The sequence below is a fragment of the Nocardia gipuzkoensis genome (genome assembly GCF_021183645.1).
Taxonomy (GTDB): domain Bacteria; phylum Actinomycetota; class Actinomycetes; order Mycobacteriales; family Mycobacteriaceae; genus Nocardia; species Nocardia abscessus.
In genome coordinates this window covers 7318713-7342580 of the sequence record NZ_CP089225.1, presented here as the reverse complement: position 1 = coordinate 7342580, position 23868 = coordinate 7318713, and the positions used below count along the sequence as shown (strand labels likewise).

The window sequence follows — 23868 nt, the reverse complement described above, 5'->3', positions numbered from 1 at the left end:
CACCCCAGCGATATCGGGAACAGGGATATGACGACAACAGAAATCGGATACGCGCACCAATCGGGCAAAACGGTGTACACCGTCCCCGCCGCATTCCAGGAAACCGCGCGGCTGCGCCCCGACCAGATCGCACTGCGCAAGGTGGGCGGCACGCAAGAGTACACCTGGCGCGACTACGCCGAACGGGTGCGCTCGATCGCCGCGGGCCTGGCCGGTCTGGGCCTCGGCCACGGCGACACGGTCGGCATCATGCTCACCAACCGCCCCGAGTTCAACCTCGTCGACACCGCCGCCTTGCACTTGGGCGCCACCCCGTTCTCCATCTACAACACCAGCTCCCCCGAACAGATCACCCATCTGTTCACCAACGCGGGCAACAAAGTCGTGGTGACGGAACAGGTGTTCCTCGACCGGATCACCGCGGCCGGGGTGCCGGTCGAGCACATCATCATGGTCGACGGACCCGCCGACGGCGCCATCACCCTGGAAGAGGTGCAAGCCGCACCCGCCGCCGACTTCGATTTCGACGCCGCCTGGCAGGCCGTCGGCCCCGACGACCTGGCCACCCTGATCTACACCTCCGGCACCACCGGCCCGTCCAAGGGCGTGGAGATCACCCACCGCAACGTGCTCGCCCAGATCATCGCCCTGGTCAACGGCCCGCTGCAGGTCGGCCTGGACGACCGCGCGGTGTCCTACCTGCCCGCCGCGCACGTCGCCGACCGGATCTCCGGCCACGCGATCAACCTGCTGACCGGCATCCAGATCACCACCGTGCCCGACCCGCGCGAAGTCGCCGCCGCCCTGCCCGACGCGCGCCCGACGATCTTCTTCGGCGTCCCGCGCGTCTGGCAGAAGATCAAGGCCGGCGTCGAGGGCAAGCTCGCCGAAGAGCCGAGCCCGGTGAAGAAGGCACTGGCCAACTGGGCGATCAGCACCGGAATAGCCGCCGCGCGCGCCGATCTGGCCGGCAAAGGCCGCAGTCCGCTGCTGAGTGCGCAGCACAGGATCGCCGAGACGCTGGTGCTGTCCAAGCTGCGCCACGCCCTCGGGCTCGACCAGCTGCGCGTCGCCTCCTCCGGGGCCGCCCCCATCCCGCCGGAGACCCTGGAACACTTCCTGGGCCTCGGCTTCACCGTCAGCGAGGTGTGGGGCATGTCGGAGACCACCGGCGTGGGCACCTTCACCGAGCTGGACAAGCCCCGCCCCGGTTCGGTCGGGCGCGCGGTGGACGGCATGGAACTGCGGCTGGACGCCGACGGCGAGGTGCTGGTGCGCGGACCGATCGTCACCCGCGGCTACCGCAACATGCCCGACAAGACCGCCGAGGCCATCGACTCCGACGGCTGGCTGCACACCGGCGACATCGGCACCCTCGACGCCGACGGCTACCTGCGGATCGTGGACCGCAAGAAGGAACTGATCATCAACGAGGCGGGCAAGAACATCGCCCCCACCAACATCGAGAACTCGGTGAAGGCCGCCTCCTCGCTGGTCGGTCAAGTCGTCGCCATCGGTGAGGCCAAGCCCTACATCGCCGCCCTGATCGTGCTCGACCCCGACGTCGCCGCGATCCGAGCCAAGGAACTCGACGCCACCGGCGAGGACATCGCCACCCTGGCCACCCGCCGCCAGATCATCGACGAGGTTCTCGCAGCGGTCCAGGCCGGCAACACCAAACTCTCGCGCGTGGAACAGATCAAACGCTTCACCATCCTCGGCGCCGTCTGGGAGCCCGGCGGCGACGAACTCACCCCGAAGATGTCGCTCAAGCGCGCCCCCATCGCGGCCAAATACCAGGCCGACATCGAGGCGCTCTACGCCAAAGAGCCCTCCGACCGGGTGATCAGCGTCAAGTAAGCTCGCCGGAAAAGACTGCGGCCCCGAGCATTACGCCCGGGGTCGCAGTTCATCCGTCGGGACTTTCACGGCTCCAGGTACAGCCGCTCACACGGCAATCGCGGGTACCCGTCGACGTCGTCGGTCGACACTTCGACCGCGTCGTGCCAGTGCCGGGCACGCCACTCCTGTACGAACGAGCACGCGGCGGTGAGGCAGGCGACGAAGTCCATCCGGGCACCGTGCCAGAACACCGACAAGTGGACATCCGGCTCGGACGGGACCGGAGATCCACGGCGCTCATCACCGTTCACCGCTGGCACTTGCTTGCCGTTCGAGCGCCGTCTCCCCGGCGATCGACTTCGCCTATTCCGCAGTGCACCAGGGTGTTCCGTGTATTGCCGCCGCTCTCAGGCATGCGGGAAGCCCTGCCTTCGGCGCGCGATGCGTTCGGCTACGCATCCACGGATGGCGGCCACCACGACGCTCCCGGTGGGACGGAACGTGTTGTCCGGGAGGTTGATCCACGTCCGGAACGTGGTCCCCCGATCGGCCGGACTCGGCAAGGCGACGGTGCCGCCTGCCCGCACCACCGAGACGTTGAGCCGGAACATCTCCGCGAACAGTGTCATGTCGTCCGGCAGATCGGGTTGCGTGAGGTAAGTCCACCGCTTCGACCGGGGATGCGACATGATCGGCCCGACCGCGTGGCCGTGCCGCTGCATCCACACCTTCACGTCCTGACCCAATGTGGCGGGCATGATCACCGCCCACGCCACTCCCATGCGTAGGACTATGCGCCCCACGTAGGGTGGATCGACCTGCGCAGGAAGATCGCACACCTCCCGGTAGTAGGCGCACCGCGACAGCGGCGTGTCTCCAAAAGCTATCTGAACCATCGGAACCCCCTACTGCATCGCACAACTGGTTGAGGCGCGCCCGCTTCGCGTCGGCCAGCTCTTCCATCGCGGAGCGGATTGCCCAGTGGGACTTAGCGTTCCGCTCGGCGCGCCTGGCGCACCCCTAGTAGACGCTGTGCGACCACAGTTTTGGAATATTCCGTGGCGCGAGTAGTCTGAATTTCTCCCCATCTTCCAGACTTGCGGTAAAGAGTCTTCCAAATTCACACACAGCCGTGAGGTTGGCTAATGACTGAAGGTTCGGGCTCCACGGTTCCGCGTCGCATGCTGGGGCGCAGACTGCGTCAGCTACGCGAGGCGTCCGGAGTCACCGTTGCACAGGCATGCAGGGTCATCGAGGTGTCGCCGCAGACCATGTGGCGGTTGGAAGGAGGTCAGGGCGTAAAGCTCAAAGACATCTACATCAAGGCCCTCTGTGAACTGTATGGAGCCGATGAGGACGACATGGCAGCACTGATGGGTCTGGTTCGGGAGACCAAAAAGACCGGATGGTGGCACGCCTACGGCGATGCTGTGCCGACCTACTTCGATCTCTACTTGGGGTTGGAAGAAGCGGCCAGGAGGCTGACTACTTTCCACCTGACCCTCCTTCCTGGTCTGCTCCAGACTCCTGCTTACCGGCGTGCGGTGATCTGGGGCGCGTACCCCGGAATGCCCACGGCCGATGTCGAGCGTCGAATCGAGATCGCAGCCACGCGCCAGAAACGCCTACAGGAGTCACGTGACCGTTTCAGCATGAACGTGTACCTCGGGGAGGCGGGGCTGAGGTACCGGGTCGGTGGGCCACCGGTCATGACGGAACAACTTCACCACCTCCTGGCAGCTTCGCGGTTGCCCACCGTAACGTTGCGCGTAGTGCCGTTGCTCACTGAGCGCGTATTTCCCCTGGTAACAGGGTCGTTCACGCTCATGGAGTTCCCAGCACTGCAGTCTTTCACGGAGCCGCCGGTGGTGTACGTTGAGGGCTACACGGGTGCCCTTTACCTTGACAAGCCCAGTGAGATCGACCAATACAAGACAGCGTGCAACGCGATTCGTACCGCAGCGCTCGATGAGCAAGAAACCAGGGAACTGGTGTTGAAGATCGCTAAGGAGTATGGCGAGTGAGTACCTACCTGGCGAAGGCGGCGTGGTTCAAGAGCAGTCGCAGCGGACCTAACCAGGATTGCGTCGAAGTGGCATACCTGGACAATGGATTGGTCGGTATGCGGGACTCCAAGGATCCGGCCGGTCCGGCCCTCATGTTCACCGGCAGCGCATGGGACGCATTTACCGCTGGATTAGCTCGAGGCGAATTCGGTCGATCCTAGCGCAAGCCCCTCAGGAGGAGCCTTCGCCCGTGGACTGGATCCCACCGAGCTTGGTCGGGTTGACCTGGAAGCGAATGTTTTCGATGCGGCCGTCGACGATGTCGTAGGTGAGGGCGCCGACTCGGTAGTCTCCGATCACGCCGATGATGCTGAGTTCGCCATTGACGATGGCGGATTCGAGGCGGATGCCGGCGGAGACCGGCTTGGTCATGACGCCCAGCATCCAGCGCGCCACGTGGTCGGGGCCGTGCAGTGGGCGGCGGGCCGCGGTGACGATGCCGCCGCCGTCGTTCCACAAGGTCACGTCGGGAGCGAGCAGTTCCATGAGGGCGTTGAGGTCGCCGCCGTGGCAGGCGGCCATGAACTTCTCGGTGATCTCCCTGCGGGATTCGTCGTCGGCGTCGAAGCGCAGGCGGCGGGCCTGCACGTGATTGCGTGCACGGTGCGAGATCTGACGGACGGTCGCCTCGGGACGATCCAGGAACCCGCCGATTTCGGCGTGGGTGTAACCGAACACTTCGCGCAGTACGAAGACAACGCGCTCGGTGGGATCGAGGGTTTCGAGGACGACCAGCATGGCGGTCGACACGGTGTCGGCCATTTCGATCTCCTCGGCGGTGTCGGGTGCGGTGAGCAGCGGTTCGGGAAGCCACGGACCGACATAGGTTTCGCGGGTGGCCCGGGCGGACGTGAGTCGGTTGAGCGAGAGATTGGTGACGGTGCGGACCAGGTAGGACTTGGGGTGCTCGACCGCAGCCCGGTCTGCCGCGTTCCATTTCAGCCAGGCACTCTGCAAGATGTCCTCGGCATCGGCGACGCTGCCGAGCATCTGATAAGCGGTGCCGAAGAGTAGTCGGCGGTGTTCGACGAAGGGGTCGATCGGCGCGTCGGCCCGCTCGGCGGCGGGCGCCTGCCTATCGCTGTGGTCCTGCATGGGACTCATACCTACCGGTCTCGAGGATTTGGGTCCACTGGGAGGCCGGATTCGTCATCCGGCCTCCGACGCGGGGGATCATGCGGTCTCGCGGGTGGCGCGGCCGCCCTTGGACAGCTGCACCTGCGCCTTCATGTACTTGCTCATCTTGAAGGCCAGCGGCGGAGTGCTGCTCACCGACTGCTTGTAGGCGACGGCGGCCTTGCCCTTGAGGTACCAGCGGTTCGGGGTGTCATCGGCATTGGTGAACTGGATGACCGCGTCCTTGCGGCCCAGGCTCACCGGCTGGTGGAAGTAGCCGTAGCGGAACGGCTTCACGGTCTTGCCGCGCAGCAGCCGGGCCAGAGTGTCGGCGGTGTAGGCGGCGGTGGGCAAACCACTCTGGCAGGTGCCGTGGACCTGGCCCCAGTTCTGCTGAACCAGCGCGGCGTCGCCGATGGCGTGGATCTCCGGGTGCGACACCGAGCGCAGGGTGGGATCGGTGATGATGAGGCCTTTCGCGTCCGTCGCGATTCCGGCCTGGGCGGCCAGAGGTGAGACTTTGACGCCGGTGGTCCACAAGGTCAGCTCCGAGTCGATCAGTTCGCCGGTGTCCAATTGCACGGCGTCGGGCAGCACCTTGGTGACCTTCACGCCGACCCGGCGGACCACACCGAGCCGGTCGAGGACTCGGTTCAGGTAGGCGCGGGCCTTGTCTCCCATCATCGAGCCGGGTTCGGCATGGCTGACGAGCGTGACGGTCAGGTCCGGGTGCGCCTCGGCGATCTCGGCGGCGGCTTCGATGCCGGTGAGTCCGCCGCCGCAGACGGTGACGCCGCCACCGGCCACCGCCACTTCGATCAAGCGCTGCGAAAAGCGGTGCGCCAGACGGGGATCATTGAGCGTCCAGGCGTGCTCGCTCGCACCGGGGACGATGCTCGTGTCGGTGCTGCTGCCGAGCGCGTAGACGAGGTTGTCGTAGTGCAGGATCGCGCCGTCGTCGAGGGTGATCAGGCGAGCCTCGGCGTCGATGGCGGTGGCGGTGGCCTGGTGGAAGTCGATGCCCGAACCGGTCAACAGGGCGGGAATATCGTGGTTGGCCAATTCCTGTCCGGCGGCGACCTGGTGCATGCGCAGCCGCTCGGTGAAGCGGACGGAGGGGTTCACCAAGGTGATGCGCACATCCAGTTTGCGAGTGTTGCGAGCCAGCCGGATGGCGGCCAGCATGCCGGTGTAGCCGGCGCCGAGGACGACGATTTCTCGGGCAGTGGTGTCGGTGTTCATCGCTTGCTCCTTGGGCTTGTTCTGCGTGGTCGGCTATGGGACAAGCCAGCCCGTCCGAACGTGACAACTCGTTGATGTGACCTGCATCACGGTGCTTCAGCTGGGCGGCGGTGGGGTCGGAACTCCGGGTGGCCGGGCGCTCCGTCCTGCACCGGCAGCGCCCGCAGCTGGAACCGGCAACCCGCGAACCAGTGGATCCGCGCGTCCTTTGACTCTCGATTGAACGCGTGTTTAACATATTGAACATGCGTTCAAACGAAGATAGATCCGGAGCGGGAAAGATTCGCGTCGACCTCACCGGAGCACCGCAGACGATGCTCGCGACGCTGTACGCCAAGGCCCTGGATGCGGATGCGGACAAGCCGCTACTCGGTGACGCCTTGGCCAAGGACGCGGTCGCCCGCATCGACTACGACTGGCGCAGCACCAGCATCACGCCGCGCAATGCGTCCGGAGTGACCGTTCGCACCGTTCATTTCGACCACTGGGCGCGCGAGTTCCTCGCCGAGCACGACCGTGCCACGGTGTTGCATCTCGGATGTGGGCTGGATAGCCGAGCGTTTCGGCTGGACCCAAGCCCCGGCGTCGAGTGGTACGACGTCGACTACCCCGAAGTGATCGCGCTGCACGAACGGCTCTACCCGTCCCGCGAACACCATCACCGTGTCGCCGCGTCCGTGACAGACCCGGCATGGCTGGAGAAGATTCCGTCCGACCGCCCCGTGCTGCTCATCGCCGAGGGGCTGACGATGTACCTCACCGAAGCCGACGGCGTGGCTCTACTGCGCGCGGTGGTCGCGCACTTCCCCTCCGGTGAACTGCAATTCGACGCCTTCAACACCCTCGGGATCAAGTCCCAGAAGATCAACGCCGTCGTTCGGCGCTCCGGTTCGACGCTGCACTGGGCCATCAACGGTCCCGACGACATCGTCGCCGCGGTGCCCGGTGTGCGCCCGATCTCCGCCCTGTCGGTGTTCGACGCCGAGTCGTTCAAAACCGGAGTGTCCGGCGGCTACCGGTTGATGGGGAAAGTGATGTCCCTGATCCCGGCGATGCGGATGATCGCCCAGTACCACCGCTACGCATTTCTGAATGATGTGCCGCGGACGGCGATCTCAGAAGAGTTGCTCCACGGCGAAGCCGACCAGTAGCACGCTGAAGCCGCCGATCTCGCCGATGATCAGTGCGGCGAGGACGAAACGCATCGATGACGGCGGGTTGCGCATCTGGTTGTCGGTCTCGCGCTGCAATCCGAGCCGGATGTAGTTCGCGATCGTCACCACGAACAGCGCGATGATCGCCGCGGCCGCGGTGGCGTTCACCGCGGTCGGCCAGCCGGACAGTTCGACGAACCATGCGATCAGCCCGGTCGCGAACGAGTACAGCAAGGCGGCTCGGTGGGCGATGTCGACATAGGGGTGGGCCAGACCGTCCGGCGAGGTGGTCATCGCCTGCCATTTCCACACACCGAGGACCAGTGCCCACAGGAAGATGAGCCCGGCGAAGAAGAGCGCCCAGGCTGTTTCCGTGCGAATGATCAAGTTCGTACCCTCATCAATCCCTCGCGCGCCCACTTGGGCGGCTGTCCAGCCGCAGCGTAACGCCTCCGGTCGGCCAGGGCGCGGCGACAACGAACCATCACTGGGAAGACCGACTGGTCGGATTGAATAGTGGCGTTCATCCGGACCCGAGTTCGCCATACGGCACGAGATGGGCACGATCTGTCTGGCTCCGCCAACCTCGCTCCGTCGGGTCCAGCGCGCGGCCGCGGGCGGCGGGATCCCTCGGCCATGGCTCCCGGATGTGGATCTGGATGTCGTCCTGGAGGACTCGAACCAACTCCATCGCGAACCCTTCGGCAGTCGTGCTGCCCGGCTCGCTGGGGTCCAGAGCTACGGTCGTGCCGACCTCCGGCACCGAGAGGGTCACCCACGCAGTGGGTCGCGGACGCCCCGACAGTTCGCGGAGGCTGCGCCACTGTTCGGTGTACTCGGTGCCGACCTCTGCGGAAAAGCCCAAAGTATGTTCGATATCGCGAGCCAGCAGACGCGCGCCGCGAACTGCCTCATCTATGTCCATGCACTCGATTCTCGACGCTGTGCGACCGCTCCGCGCCTGCGTGACTACGGTTCCGGCGCGTGGTCTCGAGAAAAGCACTGTGGCCCTGAGCATTTCGCTCAGGGCCACAGTCGAGGACCGGGGCTCTACTTCTGCTCGTAGGTGGCGACCAGCGTGGCGCGCGCGAGCGTATGGGAGAACAGGTTGAAGCCGAGGTAGGCCGGGGTGGCGGACTCATCGATGCCGAGGCTTTCGACGTCGACGGCGTGCACGACGATGAAGTAGCGGTGCGGGCCGTGGCCGGGCGGCGGAGCGGCGCCGACGAAGCCGTGGAAACCGCCGTCGTTGCGCAGGGTGATCGCGCCGGTCGGCAGTGCGCCGCCTTCTTCGCCGCTGCCCGCCCCCGCGGGCAGCGAGGTCGCGCTCACGGGGATGTCGGCGACGGCCCAGTGCCAGAAGCCGGAGGCGGTGGGCGCGTCGGGGTCGTACACCGTCACCGCGAAGCTCTTGGTCTCGGCCGGGAAATCAGACCACGACAGCTGCGGGGAGATGTCCTTGCCCCCCGCGCCGAAGATGCCGCTGACCTGCTCGTTGTCGAACTGCTGGCCGTCGGTGACATCGGTGGAGGTGAGGGTGAACGACGGCACCTGCGGAAGTGCGTCGTAGGGGTTGTAGGTCATGAAACCTCTCTTTGCGGATCGGATCAGCTGTGCAGTAGGAAATGTTCCAGCACGCGGGTGCCGAATTCGAGGGCCTCGACCGGCACCCGCTCGTCGACGCCGTGGAACAGGGCGGTGAAGTCCAGCTCCGGCGGCAACTGCAGCGGTGCGAAACCGAAGCAGCGAATGCCCAACCGGGCGAACGCTTTCGCGTCCGTGCCGCCGGAGAGCATGTAGGGCACGGTGCGGCCGCGCGGGTCGTGGGCCAGCACGGCGTTGTTCATCGCGTCGACCAGGTCGCCGTCGAAGGTCGTCTCGTAGGAGTCGAGCTTGGTGATCCACTCGCGTTCGACGTCGGGGCCGATCAGCTCGTCCACCTCACGCTCGAACGCCGCCTGCCGCCCGGGCACCACACGGCAGTCCACCACCGCCTCGGCGGTCTGCGGGATCACGTTGGCCTTGTAGCCGGCCTGCAGCATGGTGGGGTTGGCCGTGTCGCGCAGCGTGGCGCCGATGATGCGGGAGATGGTGCCCAGCTTCGCAAGCTGGCCCTCGATGTCCGGGCTGGACGGATCGAATTGCAGACCCGTCTCCTCGGCGACGGCGGCCAGGAAGGCGGCCACCGACTCCGAGAGCACCACGGGGAAGGTGTGTTTGCCCAGCCGGGCCACCGCGTCGGCGAGGATCGTGACCGCGTTGTCCTCGTGCAGGAACGACCCGTGGCCCGCGCGAGCCTTGGCGCGCAACCGCATCCAGCCCAGACCCTTCTCGGCGGTCTCCACCAGATACAGCCTGCGCTCGGTGCCGTCGGGCCGCGGCACGGTGAGCGAGAACCCGCCGACCTCCCCGACCGCTTCGGTGACGCCGTCGAACAGGTCGGGGCGGTTGTCGACCAGCCACTGCGAACCCCACTTGCCGCCGTTCTCCTCGTCGGCGAGGAATGCGAAGACCAGATCGCGCGGCGGCACCGTGCCCTCGAGCTTGAACTGGCGGGCCACCGCCAATGTCATCCCGACCATGTCCTTCATGTCGATCGCGCCGCGACCCCACACGTAGCCGTCGCGCACCGCGCCGGAGAACGGGTGCACGCTCCAGTCCGCGGCCTCGGCGGGCACCACGTCCAGATGCCCGTGGATCATCAGCGCGCCACGGCTCGGATCCGCGCCTTCCAGCCGTGCGAAGACGTTGCCGCGACCTTCAGCGCCGGACTCGACGTATTCGGTGACGTAACCGGCCTGGTGCAGCTGGTCGGCCACCCACTGCGCACATTCGCGCTCCCCCTTGGTGGTGGCCAGGTCGCCGGTATTGGAGGTGTCGAAGCGGATCAGCGTGCTGACCAGCTCCACCACTTCCGATACCGCGCGCGAGCTTCTGTTCGGGTCGATTCCTTCGCCAGTTGCGGACACGCTCCCTTTCCTACCACCCGCGCGGCGATACAAACGTACGGCCGGGGTATCGCGGGCGGCGTGGTGCGGCCCGCACGGTGCGTGATCGCGCGCGACAGGGTTGTCATCAGGATGAGCGCAACTGTCCGCTCAGGCTGTGCCGGGGCGCTCGACCTCATCCGGGAACACCACCCGCACGAAGGCCCAGAACCGGAACACCATGCCCAACGCGGTGCCGATCAGCTGCGCGGCCACGAAGTCGGCCATGTTCTGGGTGAAGCGGGAGACCTCGGGCACCTCCAGGTGCAGCACATACCGTGACACCCACAGCGGTGCGGTGTTGATCGCGACGGCCAGGAAACTGACCAGGTAGAACAGCGCGGCCTCGTGATGTCCGCGCCGCCCGCCGCGCGCGTCGAAGGACCACTGCTTGTTCAGCACGTACGACAGCGTGATCGCCGCCAGCACCGCGATCACTTTCGCCGTGATCGGGTGCGCCTCGAGCACAGTGCTCTTCAACGTCAGGAAGACCGCGGTGTCCAGCGTGAACGCGGCGACACCCACGGAGGCGAAACGGAGTAGTTCTCGACGCCGTGCCTCGCCCCCCAGCACGGACGTCACCCGAGCGAAAACGGGGCGTTCGGAAAACAGCACAGGTAAAGTCTCCGGCACATGTCCCGACCCCACAACAAGATCGGCAGATTCACCGCACCGCTTGTTCCGCGGGTGCACGGTCGGTGGAATGCGGGCAGGTGAGAAGCGTGAAGAAAGCCAAGCGGCGCACCCGTTCTCAGCAGGAGGTATTCGACGGCTCGGCACGTGCCGAGCCGATTGCCGTGATCGGCATGAGCTGTCGCTTCGCGGGGGGCGCAGATTCTCCGGAAGCATTGTGGCGGTTGCTGATCGATGAGATCGATGCGATCGCCGACGAACCGCCGCCGGGGCGCTGGCCGGGTGACTATCGAGGCTCCGACCGCGCCGCCGCGGGCAAGACGGTGTCGGTCGCCGGTGGGTATCTGGCGGATGTGGCCGGTTTCGACGCCGAATTCTTCGGGGTCACCCCGCGCGAAGCGGCCGATATGGATCCGCAGCAACGCTTGGCGCTGGAACTGGCGTGGGAGGCGTTCGAGGACGCGGGTATCCGGCCCGATCGGGTGCCGCGGACCGGCGTGTATTTCGCCAACAAGTTCAACGACTATCGCGCCGTCAAACTCTCCCGTGGCGCCACCGCCATCACCCCGTTCTCCAGTACCGGAGATGTCGAAGGCGTGATCGCCAACCGGGTGTCGTACTTCCTGGGTTTCGACGGCCCCAGCATGACCGTGAACGCTTCCTGCGCGGGATCGCTGGTCGCGGTGCATCTGGCCTGCCAGGCGCTGCGGGCGGGTGAGAGCACATTGGCGGTCGCGGGCGGGGTGCAGCTGAATCTGATCCCGGAGACCGCGATCGGGCTGTCCGCGCTGGGTGTGCTGTCCGCGCGGGGCCGATCCCGCACCTTCGACGCCTCCGCCGACGGCTACGTGCGCGGCGAAGGCGGCGCGGTCGTGATACTCAAGCCACTGCGCCAGGCGCTGCGCGACGGCGACCGCGTGTACTGCACCCTGCTGGGCAGCGCCACCAACAACAACGGCAGGCACCACTCCATGCCCGCCAGCAGCGCCGACGGGCAGCGGCAACTGATCCGACGTACCTGCGCGCAGGCCGGGGTGGACCCGCTGACTGTCGATTACGTGGAGGCGCACGGCACCGGCACCGCGGTCGGTGATCGCGCCGAATTGTCCGCGCTGGCCGAGGTCTACGGCGGCGGCCGCGCACCGGACTCGCCGCTGAGGGTCGGGTCGATCAAAACGAATATCGGGCACACCGAGGCGGCCGCGGGTCTGGCGGGACTGGTGAAAGTCGCACTTGCCCTGTCGCACCGCCGCATTCCGCGTAGTCTCCATTTCGACCGCGCGCCAGAATATTTCGATCCGGCGACCGCTGGAGTGCGTATCGCCGATACCGCATTGCCGTGGCCGCAGCACGATAGTCCGGCACGCGCCGCGGTGAGCGCTTTCGGGTTCGGCGGCTCCAATGCCCATGTCATCGTCGAAGCGGCCCCTGCGCCCGACCCGCTGACCGCCCCCGGCCCCTCCGAGCGTCTGGTGGTGCTGTCCGCGCGCACCGAAACCGCGCTTCGGGCGCACGCTTTGCGGCTGCGTGCGCATCTGGTGCGCGAACCCGGTCTCCACCTCGGCGATCTCGCGCACACCCTCGCGACGAGAACGCCGTTGCAGCACCGTCTTTCGGTGGTGGCCGACGAGGTGGGTCAGGTTGTCGAGTTTCTCGACGGCTACCTCGACGGGACCGGACCCGGCGACGCCGACGGCGCGGAGAACCAAGCGCTGAGTCTTGTCCTCTCGGCGGCTCTGCGGCCCGGCACCGTCGCCCGTCGCGACTTGCTCACCGCGGCAGGGATCTTGTTTCAGCGTGGCATCGAGCCGGACTGGGCGGCCGTGAACCCGCCCGGACGGCCGATCACGCTACCTACCTATCCGTTCCAGCGAGAACGGCACTGGGTGGTTCCGGATTCGTCCACCGAAGCACAGGGCGTCGCTACGCGCGATTCCGCAGCCGATGTCCTGTCATCCGAGTCCGCGGCGGCCGCTGCTCATCCGGTCCGCGACAGCGAACCCATCGAGCAGGCGAGCGCCCCCGCGCCGGCCGTGTCGTCGGTGCGGACCTCCGCACCGGCCGGAGCCCGCGTTGGGGATTCGGCAACGCAGCCCACGACGATCGAGCCGCCTGCCGCGCCGGAACACACCGCCCAGCGAGATGCCGCGGCGCTCGCCGTGCTGGTCACCCGGGAATTGGCCGAAGTCGTCGGCATCGCCCCCGACCGCGTCGCCGTCCGCCAGAACTTCGACCAGCTCGGCATCGGCTCGGTGCACGCCGTGGAACTGGCCGCCCGCCTCACCGCCCGCCTGGGCATCGACGTGCCCGCCGCCATCATCTGGGGCTGCCCCACGGTCGAGCTACTGGCCGCCGAACTGAGCACTCGACTCGCAGCGCCGTACCCGGCACCTGAGCACCCCTCCCGGTCCCTCACTACTCCGGCGGCCGATCCCCCTCCGGCTCCGGGCGAAGAAGCCCTCACGATCGGCGAATTGGTGGCATTGAGCCGGGAGCTACTGGGCTGAACCGCAACCTGCGAACGCTCGCGCTGACTCACCCCCGAAGCTCACGGGGCCAGCAGCTCGCGGGCCAGCGCTTCGCTCCACCAGCGTTCGACCGCTTCGGGTGACCAGGTGCGTTCGGTGATGAACGTGGTGTAGACGTCGATGTTGCACAGCGCGGCGTAGATGTCGGTGGCGGTGGATATGTCCAGGCCGGGTCGCAGCGTGCCGTCCGGCCACGATGAGAACACCTCGACGCGCGTTCGGTCGGCGATTTCACGCGCCTGCGCGTAGAGGGTCGCCAGTTCGGGTTCGGTGCGCCCGGATTCCCGGACCAGTGCGATGAGGTCTCCGGCGCGTTCGAACAGGCGGCGGTCGTAGCCTGCCATCGCGGCGAGTTGCTGTGCGGGGGTGGGGCAGGCTTCCAATTCCCCGAGCATCCGCGGCATGTCCCCGGACACGTCGGCCGCATCGACCAGGGCCCAGACCAGCCCCTTCTTGCTGCCGTACGCCGCGTACACCGTCGGGACGGACACACCCGCCTCGCGGGCCACATCGGCGATAGTGGTCCCGGCCCATCCTCGGGTGACGAACAGTCGCCCGGCGGCCTCCGCGATGTCGGTGCGGGTGCGCTTGGCCTGCGCCTGCCTGCGCAGCGAGTCGTAGCGTCGCCGCTGCGGCTGTGCGTCCACCATTGCCCTCCGATCCCACTGCTCCTATATTCAATATAGGTCATGTAAAACCAATTGGCTGCCGCACGGCGAAGCCCAGCGAGCAACCTGGTGCGGGAGAGGGCATTTCGATGGAATTCACCACTGTGGCAGGCGTGGGTGGCATCGGGTTCGTGGTGGCCGCGTTGGCAGTCAACCTCCTCTATGCGCGTGCGCGGCTTCCGTTCCCCGTGTCGGCGGCGAAGATCGGCGCGGTCGAGGAAGCCTTCGCCGCCGCCGGGGAGGCGGTGAAGCGCCCTTCGACGCTCGCTCCGGCAATGTGGCTGGGTACCACCGTCTTCGCCGCGGGACTGCTGTCGGTGACGTGGCGCGGCGGCGAAGGATCAGCGGCTTGGGCGCTGGTGGGATTCGGCGGAATCCTGATGCAGAACGCCACGTTCACCGTGATCGAGGCCCTGCGGTTCGGGATGGCCGCGGCCGCCACGCACAGCCATGGCACGACCGCAGGATTGTGGGGAACGAGCAATGTCCTGTTCGGGTTCAACCAGGTCTTCCTCGCCGCGGCGCTGCTGGGTTTCAGCATCGCCGGAGCCGACGCCGGATTCCTCTCCGACTGGCATGCCTGGCTCGGATACGCCAGTGCCGCATTGCTGTTCGTCTCCTCGTCGGCAGGTCCCTACAACGTCGACGGCACCAACCGCATCGCGGTCGTCGGGCTGATCGGCTGGCTGGGCTGGGTGGCCTGGATCATCGCCTGCAGCGTCGCGCTGCTGGGCCGGTAGCGCCCGATGCGGTGCTTCACGGTCGACCCGCTCGTTCGCACTAGGCTTTGGTCATGAAGGTCTTCGTCGCGGGGTCGACCGGCGCGATCGGACGATATGTCGTCGCAGCAGCGGTCGACGCAGGCCACGAGGTGACGGCATTGGTCCGCACCGAGGAGAAGGCGGCTGCGGTGCGCGCCCGAGGTGCGAGGCCGGTCACGGCGTCGTTGTTCGATCGAGACCAGCTGAGCGCCGCGATCGCCGGACACGACGCCGTGGTGAACATGGCCAGCGCTCTTCCCTCGGTCGCACAGTTCATGTCCGACCGCGCTTGGCGCAGAAACGAGCACGTCCGCATCGACGGGTCCACCGCCCTGGTCGATGCCGCACTGTCCGCCGGTGTCGACCGGCTGATCCAGGAATCGATCAGCATGATCTACCCGGACAGCGGATCCGAGTGGATCACCGAGGACGTCCCCGCCGACCGCTACCCCCGCGCCCTGTGCAGCATCGTCGCCGAGGACAACGCCCATCGCCTCACGGCAGCGGGCGGAACCGGAATCGTGCTGCGATTCGGCGTCTTCTGCGGCGTCGGCGCCGCCCACAGCGAACAGATGCTCGCCATGGCCCGCTGCCACATCGCGCCTGTATTGGGCCGCGCCGACGCCTACATCTCGACGATTCACCTGGCCGACGCGTCCGCGGCCGTCATCGCGGCGCTCACCGCCCCGGCGGGCACCTACAACATCGTCGACGACGAACCGCTCACCAAACGCGAGTACGCCACCGCCCTGGCCGCGGCCGCGGGCAAGCGGCCCTGGCTGCGTGTCCCCGGGCGGGCCGCGCTGCTCGGCGGTCACCGGCTTACGTCCCTGACCCGGTCACTCCGGGTGAGCAACAACCGCTTTCGTGCCGCCACGAACTGGTCTCCGCGCTACCCCAGCGCCCGCGAGGCATGGCTCGCGACCGCCGCTCCTGCCGACAGCGGGTCGTCCGAGGTGTAGGAGCCAGGCCGCGGATCGAGCATTCGGCCGCTCCGGAAGCCGCTTCGCCGCCGGGCGTCGCGGGGACATCGACCGGCGGCGCGGTTCCCGGCAGTCCGTCCATGACGTTGCTGAGTGGCTCCGGAGTTCCGTTCCGGCGGCGCCGAGCACACACGGTCGTCAGGTCGTCACAGGCTCGGTGACGCGGCGCACCGGGCGGACGCGGATGCCGAACTCCGGGCGCAGGTTCACCGAGGCCAGCGGCACCACCGGGTGGCTGTCGTCGAGCTCGAGCCGGAAACGCTGCACCGTCATGGCCAGGATCAGCACCATCTCCGTCATGGACATGTCCTTGCCCAGGCAGATGCGTGGGCCGCCGGAGAACGGGAAGAACGCGAACTTGTGCCGCTCGGCCACCGCCGCGTCGGCGAAACGCTCCGGACGGAACTCCTCCGGGTCGTCCCACAGCCGCTTGTCGCGGTGAATGTAGTACATGCACAACGTGACTCGCGCGCCCGCGGGCACATGGTAGCCGCCGATCTCGTCATCGGTGATCGGGGTGCGCTCGACGATCCAGGCCGGCGGATACAGCCGCATGGTCTCCTCGATCACCATGCGGCAGTAGCTCAGCTGCGCCAGATCCGAAAACGCAGGGGTGCGGTCACCGATCGCCGTGCGCACCTCCTCGGCCAGCCGCTCCTGGATCTGCGGGTGGGTGGCCAGCAGGTAGCACGCCCACGACAGCGCGTTGGCCGGGGACTCGTGACCGGCCACGAGCAGGGTCTTGATCTCGTTGAGCAGATCCTCCTCGCGCATGCCCTTCCCGCCTTCGTCGCGGGCGCGCACCAGCGCGGTGAGCACGTCGGTGGTGTCGCCGCCGCGGCGGCGTTCGTCGATGAGATGACGCACCACGTCGTCCAGTTCGCCCACTTTGCGCGCGACCCGGCGGGCCTCGGGGGTCGGGAAGGACTGCGGCAGCTTCACCGGCGCGTTCACCCGCTTCATGATCAACGCGAACGCCGCGCGCATCGCGTCGGTCACCTGACCGGTGTCGGTGGACAAGTCGATGCTGAACAGGATCCGCCCGGTGACCGCGAGCAGCAGCTTGACGTAGTCGTCGTAGATGTCGCGGAACTCCCCGGCCGCGGCGTCCCAGCCGTCGAGCATCGCCGCGGCGCTGTCGGTGATGTCGTCGGCGAAACCCTTCACGTGCGAGTGGGAGAACGCCGGGGAGATGAGCTTGCGCTGCGTGCGCCAGTACTCCAGGTTGTTGGTGGTCAGCTGCCCGTCGCCGAGCAGGATGCTGAACTCGTCGTAGATCGGGCTCTTGCGGTAATTGGTGTAGTTGTCCTTGAGCACGTACTCGGTCATCGCGGGGTCCGCGACGAGGTAGACCAGCATCGGGCCTGCCTTGACCCGCACGACGTCGCCGTAGCCCTCCAGCAGCGCGCCCACCGTCGCCAGCGGGTTCTTCGCCAATTTCGGCAGCATGCGTCCGGTTTCCACCAGACCTGGCCCGGGTGCTTTCATGGTCCGACCTTTCACTTCAAGAGCCTGGCGTGCTTGCGCAGCTGGTTCACGTAGTCCTGTTTCTCCACCACCAGCGGATACTGGTCGGCGTGATAGAGCCGCAGCCCGGCATACAGGTCGGGCTGGCGGCCCTGGGTGGCGCGATCGAAACGCTCGACCCGCCGCGGATCGCTCGCCTTGGCCCGCAGGTACTCGGCGACCAGTTCGGCCTGTTTCTCGTAGACGTCCCAGTGCGAGCCGATCGGCCGCACCATCCCGACCACGAACAGGTCGCGGGTGTGCGGCGGAAAGATGTTCAGATACAAGCCCGGTCGCAAACTGTCCCCGGCCCAGTTGAGATGGGCGCGCTCGACCACGGGATAGTTCGGGACGAACCCTGTGGCCAGCACCACCAGATCGACCTTCTCCTCGGTGCCGTCGGTGAAGGTCACCCGGTCGTCGTCGATCGCGGCGACGTCCGGCTTGGGCGTGATGTCGCCGTGGGTGTAGTGGTGGTGCAGTTGGTCGCCGAGCATCGGGATGACGATGCCCTCGCCGAAATCGGGCACCGGAAGCCCGAACGAGCGAGAGCGGCCACGCAGATACGAGAACAGCCGCTCGAAGGCCCGCTTGCGCAGCGGCCGCCACATCCGGCCCTGTAGCATGCTGTCGGTCGGGCGGCCCAGCATGTACTTGGGCATGCAATAGAACCCGCGCCTGCTGCTGTGCAGGGTCAGCGCGGCGTTGACCGCGCAGTCGGACAGGATGTCGGCCGCCGACTGCCCCGCGCCGATCACCAGCACCCGCTTGCCCAGCACCTGTTCGGGATGCCGGTACTCGCTCGAATGCAGGACGGGCACCGTGCCCGAGCCGGGGATATCGATGCGTCGCGGGCTGCGGTCGTGACCCGTGGCGATGACGACCCCCGCGTACGATCGCTCGGACCCGTCGGCCAGCGTCACCGCCCAGCCGTCCGCGCCGGGCTCGATCCGCTGGACGGAGGTGTTCAACCGGATGTGCGGCCACAGGTCGAAAGCGTCGGCGTAGGAGTGCAGATAGCGCAGCACGAGTTCGTGGCCGGGGTAGTCGGGATAGTCCTCCGGCATCGGGAATCCGGAAAACGCCTGCACGCCTTTGGAGGCGATCACGTGCGTGTTGTGGCTGACCGGCGAGTCCGGCCGTCGCGCGTCCCAGATACCGCCGATCCCGTCGGCCGCCTCGAGCACCTCGAAGTCCAGACCGTGCGCGGCGAACCCGCGTGCGGTGGCCAAACCGGCCGCGCCCGCGCCGATCACGCAATACGTGCTCATCCGTTCCCTCTCCCCTGACCGCTCATGCTGTGTCGTTGGTCGGCATGAGCGGGGCCCTGCGTGGTCACGCTGCGCTGCCGCCTCCGGGCCTGACCGCTCATGCTGTGTCGATCGTCGGCATGAGCGGGGCCCTGCGTGGTCACGCTGCGCTGCCGCCTCCGGGCCTGACCGCTCATGCCGCACCGACTCGTTCGGTCTGCGGCGATTGCGCGGCCGGCGCCGGTTCCGGCTCGGTGCCCGAACTCGCCCGCCAAGCCACGACGAAGCAGGCCACGTAGATGACCGTCTGCGCCACCAGCGTGAAGTAGACGTTCTCGTTGTAGACCGCCACGATCAGCCAGGCCACGGTGAGCAGGGCGACGGTGCGTTTGCCGCCGCGCATCAGCCCGGCGTACACCGCCAGCATCCACACCGCGCCCACGGCGATGTACACCCACGGCCCGAACGGGGCGCGGAACGACGCCAGTGTCAGCACCGCCAGCCAGATCGCCAGCTGCTCGGCGCGCACCCGCGGCCCCTCGGCCCCCGCCGACAGCCGCCGGTGGATGCGGACCGCGGTGACCGCCACCAGGATCAGCAACAGCAGTGTGTAGATATTGGTGATCACTCGTGCGGGCCCGGTGGGATCGCTGATGTCCCAGCCCATGATGTTCGCCTTGTACGGCAGCCCGAACGGCGAATAGTTGACCAGCTGGTTGGCCCGCTCCACGAGCACGAACTGGTGGAACTCGCCGCTGGCCAGCCGCTGCCAGGTGCCGTCGGACAGGAATTGCCGCCACGGTTCCCAGCCGAAGATCGCCAGCGTGGCCAGCGAGTACAGTCCGCAGAACGCCGCGGTCCACACCGCGGGCCGCCAGCGCCGCTGGACCAGCAGATAGACCAGCAGGATCGCCGGGGACACCTTGGCGATGATCGCGAACGCCAGCGCCGCGCCGCCGAAGATGTTGCGCCGCAAATGGAACAGGACCATCGCACCCGCGCCGCCGACATACAGAACCAGCACGTGGATGTTGCCGATCTGCAGGGTCGCCAGCGTGGGCAAGCTGATCCACACCACGGGCGTCAGCGCCGCCAGCACCCCGCCCTGCCTGCCGCCGATCCAGCGGGCGATGGCGAACATGGCCACCAGCACGATCGCCACGTACAGCGAGTACCACAGCGCGCGCAGCGTGGCGAAGTCGTGGCTGAACAGCAGCAGCAACCGCGGCAGCAGCAGGAACGGCGGCGGGTACAGGTAGGCGTCGCGATCCTGCGGGGTCACCGCGGGCAGCACCGAATCCGCCTGGGGCGATGCGTAGCGGTGGCGGTCGTAGAGTCCGGCGGGATCGTGCTCGGCCATGAGCGCACCGCTGATGTAGCCGGACAGGTGGGTCTTCTTCACCAGGAAGTCGTCGTCGGCCGACAGCGAGGCGTCCACGTTGTCGGCGTCGAGGATGAACTGCGTCAACCGGGCCAGCACCGCGACCACGAGCAGGATCGCCACGCTCCACAGCACCCGCACCACGATCGGTTTGCCGCGCACCACCTCCCGCCACTCGGCGGGCACCGCCGGTACGCACAGCACGAACAGCGCCACGGCGCACACCACGCCGAGCACGGCGGTCACCGGCCCGGGTAGCCCGGTGAGCGCGAGCACGATCAGCACGACGGGGACGAGAATGCCGACGACGAACACCGCGTACATCGCGGCGTAGTAGTCGAGCGAACCCCGGAACCTGGTCCAAGTCCTGGATATCATCTGCAACCTACGGCTTTCGGTTCCCGCGCCGCCCGGTTCGGGCCGCGCGGATGGTCTATCTGGTCGCTGCTGCGGCGCGCTCGCCCAGCAGCGGAACGACCTGGTTCACCACGTCGTTCGGTGTGGGCGCGGCGCGCAGGTCGGCGCCGATCTGTTCGGCGGCGGCACGGAAGCGGGGTTCTTGCAGCAGGGTTCGGATCGAGCCGGCGAGCGCGTCGATGTCACCTTGACCGGCCGGTGTCTCGGCGGCCAGTCCGGCGCCGGTGCGCGCCAGGCCCCTGGCGTAGTCGAACTGGTCGAACATCTGCGGCAACACCAGTTGCGGCACGCCGAACCAGCCCGCGGTGAGGCCGGTGGTCGAGCCGCCGTGGTGCACGAGCAGATCGCAGCCGGGCAGGAACAGGTTCAGCGGCACCTCTTCCACGACCCGGACATGCTCGGGCAGTTCGCCGACCGTGGCCCGGTCGCGTGCGGTCAGCGCGACGATGACCTCGGCATCATCGATCTCGCGCAGCGCGGCGAGCACCGACTCCAGCGGCCGCGGTCCGGTCAGGCCGAGCGTGCTGCCGCCCATACAGACCGCGATCCGCTTGCGGCCGCGCTCGTTGCGATGCCACGGCGGCAGCGCGCCGGTGCCGTTGAACGGGACATACCCGAGCGCGGTGCCCGGGGCTGCGTCGGGCGCCTGCAGCCGCCGCGGGCAGATGTCGAGCACGGCGACCGGATCGGCCAGCCGGGTGCCTGCCTCCTCGGCGAGTGCGGTGGTGCGTTCGGTGAAGGGGCCTCCGGTGGGGTCGATCCCCCAGCGGTGCACCAGCACCGGCAGGTCCAGTTCCGCGCCGAGCGCACGGCCGATGGTGGCCAGCGGGTCGGTGAGGATCACCTCCGCCGCCCAGTCGGTGGCCACCGCGGCGAACGTGTCGAGGTACTGACGGGCGTGGTTGTGCCAGTTCTGCGCGGCGACCTGCCACAGGCCCTGCCCGCTGGACTGGTCGCGGTCGGCGAACAGCGGAAGCGGGAACATGGCCGGGTTCACCTGGGTGCGCAGCTGGTCCATCGGCACGTTCAGCGCGGTCAGCTCGACGGCGTTGAGCCCCGAGCGCAGTGCCGTGGCCGTCACGTCGTTGCGTGAGGCGACCAGCACTTCGTGCCCGGCCAGCCGCAGCGCCCAGCAGAACGGCACCATCGCGAGCAGGTGGCCCGACGAGGGCACCGGCACGACAAGAAACTTCATCCGATCACTCCTTCGGCTTCATCCACTCCATCGGATTGGTGTGCCGAGGCACCCATGATGGAGCCGATTGCTCGGCGTTGCGGCGTTTTTCGATGACCACGATGTTGTGGTAGAAGTGCAGCGCTCCGATCCACTCGTCGAAAGCGCCCGCCGCGCGGCCGGATTCCTTCTCGAATTCCTGGTGGTGCAGGGCGTCCACCAGGGTTTTCAGGTAGCCGATGGTGGTGGCCGGATCGTCGGTCGCGGTGCTGCTTCCGCCCCAGCCCGACCAGTAGGAGGTCTGGGTGTCCTCCACCACGTACAGCCCGCCGGGCCGCAGGTGCGCGAACAGCGCCCGGAACGAGGCGATCACGTCACCGCTGATGTGGCTGCCGTCATCGATGATGATGTCGAACGGACCGAGCGAGCGGCCCAGTTCGTCGAGGAACGCCGGATCGCCCTGGTCGCCGCGCAGCGGTTGCAGGCGCGGCTCGGCGATGCCGGACTTGTCGAAGTAGTCCAGTCCGAACACCAGCCCGCGGCGGAAGTACTGTTTCCACATCCGTAGCGACGCGCCGCCGACATCGGGCGCGGTGTATCCGCCGATGCCCAGTTCGAGTACCCGGACCCGGCTGTCGCGCAGCGGTGCGAAGTGCCGCTCGTAGTGCTGGGTGTACCAGTGCCCGCCCCACTTGTCCGAACCGAAGTACAGCGACAGCGCGTCGAGGTCGTAGTGGTGCGGGCGGCACGCGGTGACGATCCGGTCGGCGGCCAGGGCGGCGGCGTCGCGCGCCAGCCGCCACGGGTCGTCGGGGGCGAAACTGCCCGGCCCCGGCTCGTCCTTGATCGCGATGGCGCGAGTGCCGAGGACGGTGTCGGGCGGGCCGTAGACCGCGCGCAGCAGCTCCACCAGATCCTGACGCACCACCAGCCACGGATCCTCCAGGGTGCCGGGCGCGATCGCGGGGTCGTCGGCGCCGAAGGTGACCAGATAGTCCAGCTGTTTGCCCTCGTGGGCCAGCTCGAACACGGCGGTCACCGGCTGCCGCGGCTGGGAGCCGTGGCTCGCGCGCCAGGCGATCTCCTTCAGCACCGCGTCGGCGACGGTCTCGGTGCCGATCTCGCCGATCCGGGCGGCGGTCTCCTCGTAGACGCCGTCGGCGACGGAGATCAACTGGGCGGCAAGGACATTCTCGTCGTTCAGGGTCACGTACATCCATCCGTTCCGCCGGTGGGCACCGGCTCCGATTCCTCCGCCGGGCGCACGCCCTCGGCCACGAGCATGGCCCGTACCATGCCGTGGAAGTCCACCGAAGGGCGCCACCCGGTCCGCTCGCGCAACCTCGTCGCGTCGCCCACCAGCGGCTGCCTGCTGCGGGTGAGCATCGAGGAGCGTTCGCGGACATGGTCTTTCCAGTCCAGTCCGGCCATGCCGAACGCGGCCGCGCAGAACTGCGCGACCGTGTGGTGTTCGCCGGTGGCGACGACGAAGTCGTCCGGCTCGCCGAGGGCCAGGATCCGCGTCATCGCCTCGACGTAATCCGGCGCGTATCCCCAGTCGGCGCCGGCGTCCAACCGGCCCACCTCCAGCGTGCCGATCTCTCCGCGCTGGATCCGCGCGACGGCGCGCACGATCTTGCGCGTGACGAACTTCTCGGCCCGCAAGGGTGATTCGTGGTTGAACATGATGCCCGCGGCCGCGAACACGCCACGGGCACGGTAGGCGCGGCAGGTCAACAGGCCCGCCGCCTTGGTCACTCCATAGATCGAGTCCGGTCGCAGCCCGCTGTTCTCGTCGCACACCGCGGCGCCCTCGGAGCCGAAGACATGCGAGGAGGCCGCGTAGAACAGGCGGGTGCCGGTGCGGTGACGATCGATCGCCTCCGCGAAATGCTGCACCGGCAGCGTGTTCACCCGGTACGAGGCGCGGGCCAGCTCGCGCGGGTCGCCGTGGTCGTCCTGCGAGGAGTGCTGCACCGCCGCCAGCAGGTACACCTGCTCGGGGCGTTCGGCGGCGACCAGCCGCTGCACGGCGGCCGCGTCGGTGATGTCGACCGGGCCGTCGCGGCCGATCCGCAGCACTCGCTCACCGCGCGCGGCGAGCAGGTCCGACAGCAGTGTGCCGTCCTGCCCCGCCGCGCCCGTGACGACGATGGTCAT

Annotated in this window: 23 protein-coding genes; 7 read left to right on the top strand and 16 right to left on the bottom strand. The window is 67.7% G+C overall.

Annotated features, from left to right (window positions below; genetic code table 11):
* The first annotated feature begins 27 nt into the window (after positions 1-27).
* The gene (locus LTT66_RS33405; RefSeq protein ID WP_233062488.1) at positions 28-1860 is read left to right on the top strand and encodes an AMP-dependent synthetase/ligase; all 1833 of its coding nucleotides are present in this window, start codon (positions 28-30) and stop codon (positions 1858-1860) included.
* 65 nt (positions 1861-1925) lie between these two features.
* Here LTT66_RS33405 and LTT66_RS33400 read toward each other — a convergent pair whose 3' ends face one another.
* Together LTT66_RS33400 and LTT66_RS33395 are read right to left on the bottom strand one after the other, a co-directional pair.
* A complete protein-coding gene (locus LTT66_RS33400) occupies positions 1926-2072 on the bottom strand; it encodes a hypothetical protein (RefSeq protein ID WP_233062487.1) in 147 nt (48 codons plus the stop codon).
* Between the two features lie 177 nt (positions 2073-2249).
* Entirely contained in the window at positions 2250-2624 is a 375-nt protein-coding gene (locus LTT66_RS33395; protein WP_233062486.1) for a DNA-directed RNA polymerase subunit beta, read from the bottom strand.
* 399 nt (positions 2625-3023) lie between these two features.
* Between LTT66_RS33395 and LTT66_RS33390 the strand changes: the two genes are divergently transcribed.
* On the top strand, positions 3024-3866 hold the full coding sequence (locus tag LTT66_RS33390) for a helix-turn-helix domain-containing protein (RefSeq protein ID WP_233069485.1): 843 nt from the start codon (positions 3024-3026) through the stop codon (positions 3864-3866).
* Positions 3863-4069, top strand: coding sequence for a DUF397 domain-containing protein (locus LTT66_RS33385; RefSeq protein WP_233062485.1), 207 nt, complete (start codon positions 3863-3865; stop codon positions 4067-4069). The genes LTT66_RS33390 and LTT66_RS33385 overlap by 4 nt, the downstream gene beginning before the upstream one ends.
* 10 nt (positions 4070-4079) lie before the next feature.
* On the opposite strand, the gene LTT66_RS33380 is transcribed toward LTT66_RS33385, so the two are convergent.
* Together LTT66_RS33380 and LTT66_RS33375 are read right to left on the bottom strand one after the other, a co-directional pair.
* Complete coding sequence (locus LTT66_RS33380) at positions 4080-5003, bottom strand: RNA polymerase sigma-70 factor (RefSeq protein WP_233069484.1); 924 nt, start codon at positions 5001-5003, stop codon at positions 4080-4082.
* Between the two features lie 78 nt (positions 5004-5081).
* Positions 5082-6266, bottom strand: a complete 1185-nt coding sequence (locus tag LTT66_RS33375; protein ID WP_233062484.1) for an NAD(P)/FAD-dependent oxidoreductase — start codon at positions 6264-6266, stop codon at positions 5082-5084.
* A 281-nt stretch (positions 6267-6547) separates the two neighbouring features.
* On the opposite strand from LTT66_RS33375, the gene LTT66_RS33370 reads away from it, so the two are divergent.
* Positions 6548-7417: a class I SAM-dependent methyltransferase gene (locus tag LTT66_RS33370; RefSeq protein WP_233069483.1), complete on the top strand. Its 870-nt coding sequence runs from the start codon at positions 6548-6550 to the stop codon at positions 7415-7417.
* Here the strand turns inward: LTT66_RS33370 and LTT66_RS33365 are convergent.
* The 5 genes from LTT66_RS33365 to LTT66_RS33345 all read right to left on the bottom strand — a co-directional run bounded on the left by LTT66_RS33365 (position 7382) and on the right by LTT66_RS33345 (position 11022).
* On the bottom strand, positions 7382-7807 hold the full coding sequence (locus LTT66_RS33365) for a hypothetical protein (protein WP_233062483.1): 426 nt from the start codon (positions 7805-7807) through the stop codon (positions 7382-7384). The genes LTT66_RS33370 and LTT66_RS33365 overlap by 36 nt on opposite strands.
* A 136-nt stretch (positions 7808-7943) precedes the next feature.
* Positions 7944-8345 carry a hypothetical protein gene (locus LTT66_RS33360; protein WP_233062482.1) on the bottom strand — a complete coding sequence of 134 codons (402 nt, stop codon included), beginning with the start codon at positions 8343-8345 and terminating at the stop codon, positions 7944-7946.
* A 125-nt stretch (positions 8346-8470) separates the two neighbouring features.
* Complete coding sequence (locus LTT66_RS33355; RefSeq protein WP_233062481.1) at positions 8471-9004, bottom strand: YbhB/YbcL family Raf kinase inhibitor-like protein; 534 nt, start codon at positions 9002-9004, stop codon at positions 8471-8473.
* Positions 9005-9027: 23 nt separating this feature from the next.
* Entirely contained in the window at positions 9028-10389 is a 1362-nt protein-coding gene (locus tag LTT66_RS33350; protein WP_233062480.1) for a M20/M25/M40 family metallo-hydrolase, read from the bottom strand.
* Positions 10390-10518: 129 nt separating this feature from the next.
* Positions 10519-11022, bottom strand: coding sequence for a GtrA family protein (locus LTT66_RS33345; protein WP_233062479.1), 504 nt, complete (start codon positions 11020-11022; stop codon positions 10519-10521).
* Between the two features lie 107 nt (positions 11023-11129).
* On the opposite strand from LTT66_RS33345, the gene LTT66_RS33340 reads away from it, so the two are divergent.
* Positions 11130-13547: a beta-ketoacyl synthase N-terminal-like domain-containing protein gene (locus tag LTT66_RS33340; RefSeq protein WP_233062478.1), complete on the top strand. Its 2418-nt coding sequence runs from the start codon at positions 11130-11132 to the stop codon at positions 13545-13547.
* A gap of 41 nt (positions 13548-13588) precedes the next feature.
* Here LTT66_RS33340 and LTT66_RS33335 read toward each other — a convergent pair whose 3' ends face one another.
* A complete protein-coding gene (locus tag LTT66_RS33335; protein ID WP_233062477.1) occupies positions 13589-14218 on the bottom strand; it encodes a TetR/AcrR family transcriptional regulator in 630 nt (209 codons plus the stop codon).
* Between the two features lie 107 nt (positions 14219-14325).
* Here LTT66_RS33335 and LTT66_RS33330 point away from each other — a divergent pair, with 107 nt between their 5' ends.
* Positions 14326-14976, top strand: coding sequence for a hypothetical protein (locus LTT66_RS33330; RefSeq protein ID WP_233062476.1), 651 nt, complete (start codon positions 14326-14328; stop codon positions 14974-14976).
* Positions 14977-15029: 53 nt separating this feature from the next.
* Positions 15030-15959 carry an NAD-dependent epimerase/dehydratase family protein gene (locus LTT66_RS33325; RefSeq protein WP_233062475.1) on the top strand — a complete coding sequence of 310 codons (930 nt, stop codon included), beginning with the start codon at positions 15030-15032 and terminating at the stop codon, positions 15957-15959.
* A 159-nt stretch (positions 15960-16118) separates the two neighbouring features.
* Here the strand turns inward: LTT66_RS33325 and LTT66_RS33320 are convergent, their stop codons facing one another.
* The 6 genes from LTT66_RS33320 to LTT66_RS33295 all read right to left on the bottom strand — a co-directional run bounded on the left by LTT66_RS33320 (position 16119) and on the right by LTT66_RS33295 (position 23868).
* Positions 16119-17468: a cytochrome P450 gene (locus LTT66_RS33320; RefSeq protein ID WP_233062474.1), complete on the bottom strand. Its 1350-nt coding sequence runs from the start codon at positions 17466-17468 to the stop codon at positions 16119-16121.
* Between the two features lie 11 nt (positions 17469-17479).
* Complete coding sequence (locus LTT66_RS33315) at positions 17480-18757, bottom strand: flavin-containing monooxygenase (protein WP_233062473.1); 1278 nt, start codon at positions 18755-18757, stop codon at positions 17480-17482.
* A 172-nt stretch (positions 18758-18929) separates the two neighbouring features.
* Positions 18930-20495: a glycosyltransferase family 87 protein gene (locus LTT66_RS33310; RefSeq protein WP_233062472.1), complete on the bottom strand. Its 1566-nt coding sequence runs from the start codon at positions 20493-20495 to the stop codon at positions 18930-18932.
* Positions 20496-20550: 55 nt separating this feature from the next.
* Positions 20551-21729: a nucleotide disphospho-sugar-binding domain-containing protein gene (locus LTT66_RS33305; protein ID WP_233062471.1), complete on the bottom strand. Its 1179-nt coding sequence runs from the start codon at positions 21727-21729 to the stop codon at positions 20551-20553.
* 4 nt (positions 21730-21733) lie between these two features.
* A complete protein-coding gene (locus LTT66_RS33300) occupies positions 21734-22918 on the bottom strand; it encodes a class I SAM-dependent methyltransferase (RefSeq protein WP_233062470.1) in 1185 nt (394 codons plus the stop codon).
* The gene (locus LTT66_RS33295) at positions 22915-23868 is read right to left on the bottom strand and encodes a GDP-mannose 4,6-dehydratase (protein ID WP_233062469.1); all 954 of its coding nucleotides are present in this window, start codon (positions 23866-23868) and stop codon (positions 22915-22917) included. The genes LTT66_RS33300 and LTT66_RS33295 overlap by 4 nt, the downstream gene beginning before the upstream one ends.

Bases quoted from the DNA above. Each gene is read 5' to 3' on its own strand.
- LTT66_RS33380 (WP_233069484.1), bottom strand. From the start codon at position 5,003: ATGCAGGACCACAGCGATAGGCAGGCGCCCGCCGCCGAGCGGGCCGAC.
- LTT66_RS33325 (WP_233062475.1), top strand. From the start codon at position 15,030: ATGAAGGTCTTCGTCGCGGGGTCGACCGGCGCGATCGGACGATATGTC.
- LTT66_RS33360 (WP_233062482.1), bottom strand. From the start codon at position 8,345: ATGGACATAGATGAGGCAGTTCGCGGCGCGCGTCTGCTGGCTCGCGAT.
- LTT66_RS33400 (WP_233062487.1), bottom strand. From the start codon at position 2,072: ATGGACTTCGTCGCCTGCCTCACCGCCGCGTGCTCGTTCGTACAGGAG.
- LTT66_RS33295 (WP_233062469.1), bottom strand. From the start codon at position 23,868: ATGACCATCGTCGTCACGGGCGCGGCGGGGCAGGACGGCACACTGCTG.
- LTT66_RS33315 (WP_233062473.1), bottom strand. From the start codon at position 18,757: ATGAGCACGTATTGCGTGATCGGCGCGGGCGCGGCCGGTTTGGCCACC.
- LTT66_RS33330 (WP_233062476.1), top strand. From the start codon at position 14,326: ATGGAATTCACCACTGTGGCAGGCGTGGGTGGCATCGGGTTCGTGGTG.
- LTT66_RS33390 (WP_233069485.1), top strand. From the start codon at position 3,024: ATGCTGGGGCGCAGACTGCGTCAGCTACGCGAGGCGTCCGGAGTCACC.
- LTT66_RS33335 (WP_233062477.1), bottom strand. From the start codon at position 14,218: ATGGTGGACGCACAGCCGCAGCGGCGACGCTACGACTCGCTGCGCAGG.
- LTT66_RS33395 (WP_233062486.1), bottom strand. From the start codon at position 2,624: ATGGGAGTGGCGTGGGCGGTGATCATGCCCGCCACATTGGGTCAGGAC.
- LTT66_RS33375 (WP_233062484.1), bottom strand. From the start codon at position 6,266: ATGAACACCGACACCACTGCCCGAGAAATCGTCGTCCTCGGCGCCGGC.
- LTT66_RS33355 (WP_233062481.1), bottom strand. From the start codon at position 9,004: ATGACCTACAACCCCTACGACGCACTTCCGCAGGTGCCGTCGTTCACC.
- LTT66_RS33405 (WP_233062488.1), top strand. From the start codon at position 28: ATGACGACAACAGAAATCGGATACGCGCACCAATCGGGCAAAACGGTG.
- LTT66_RS33320 (WP_233062474.1), bottom strand. From the start codon at position 17,468: ATGAAAGCACCCGGGCCAGGTCTGGTGGAAACCGGACGCATGCTGCCG.
- LTT66_RS33310 (WP_233062472.1), bottom strand. From the start codon at position 20,495: ATGATATCCAGGACTTGGACCAGGTTCCGGGGTTCGCTCGACTACTAC.
- LTT66_RS33305 (WP_233062471.1), bottom strand. From the start codon at position 21,729: ATGAAGTTTCTTGTCGTGCCGGTGCCCTCGTCGGGCCACCTGCTCGCG.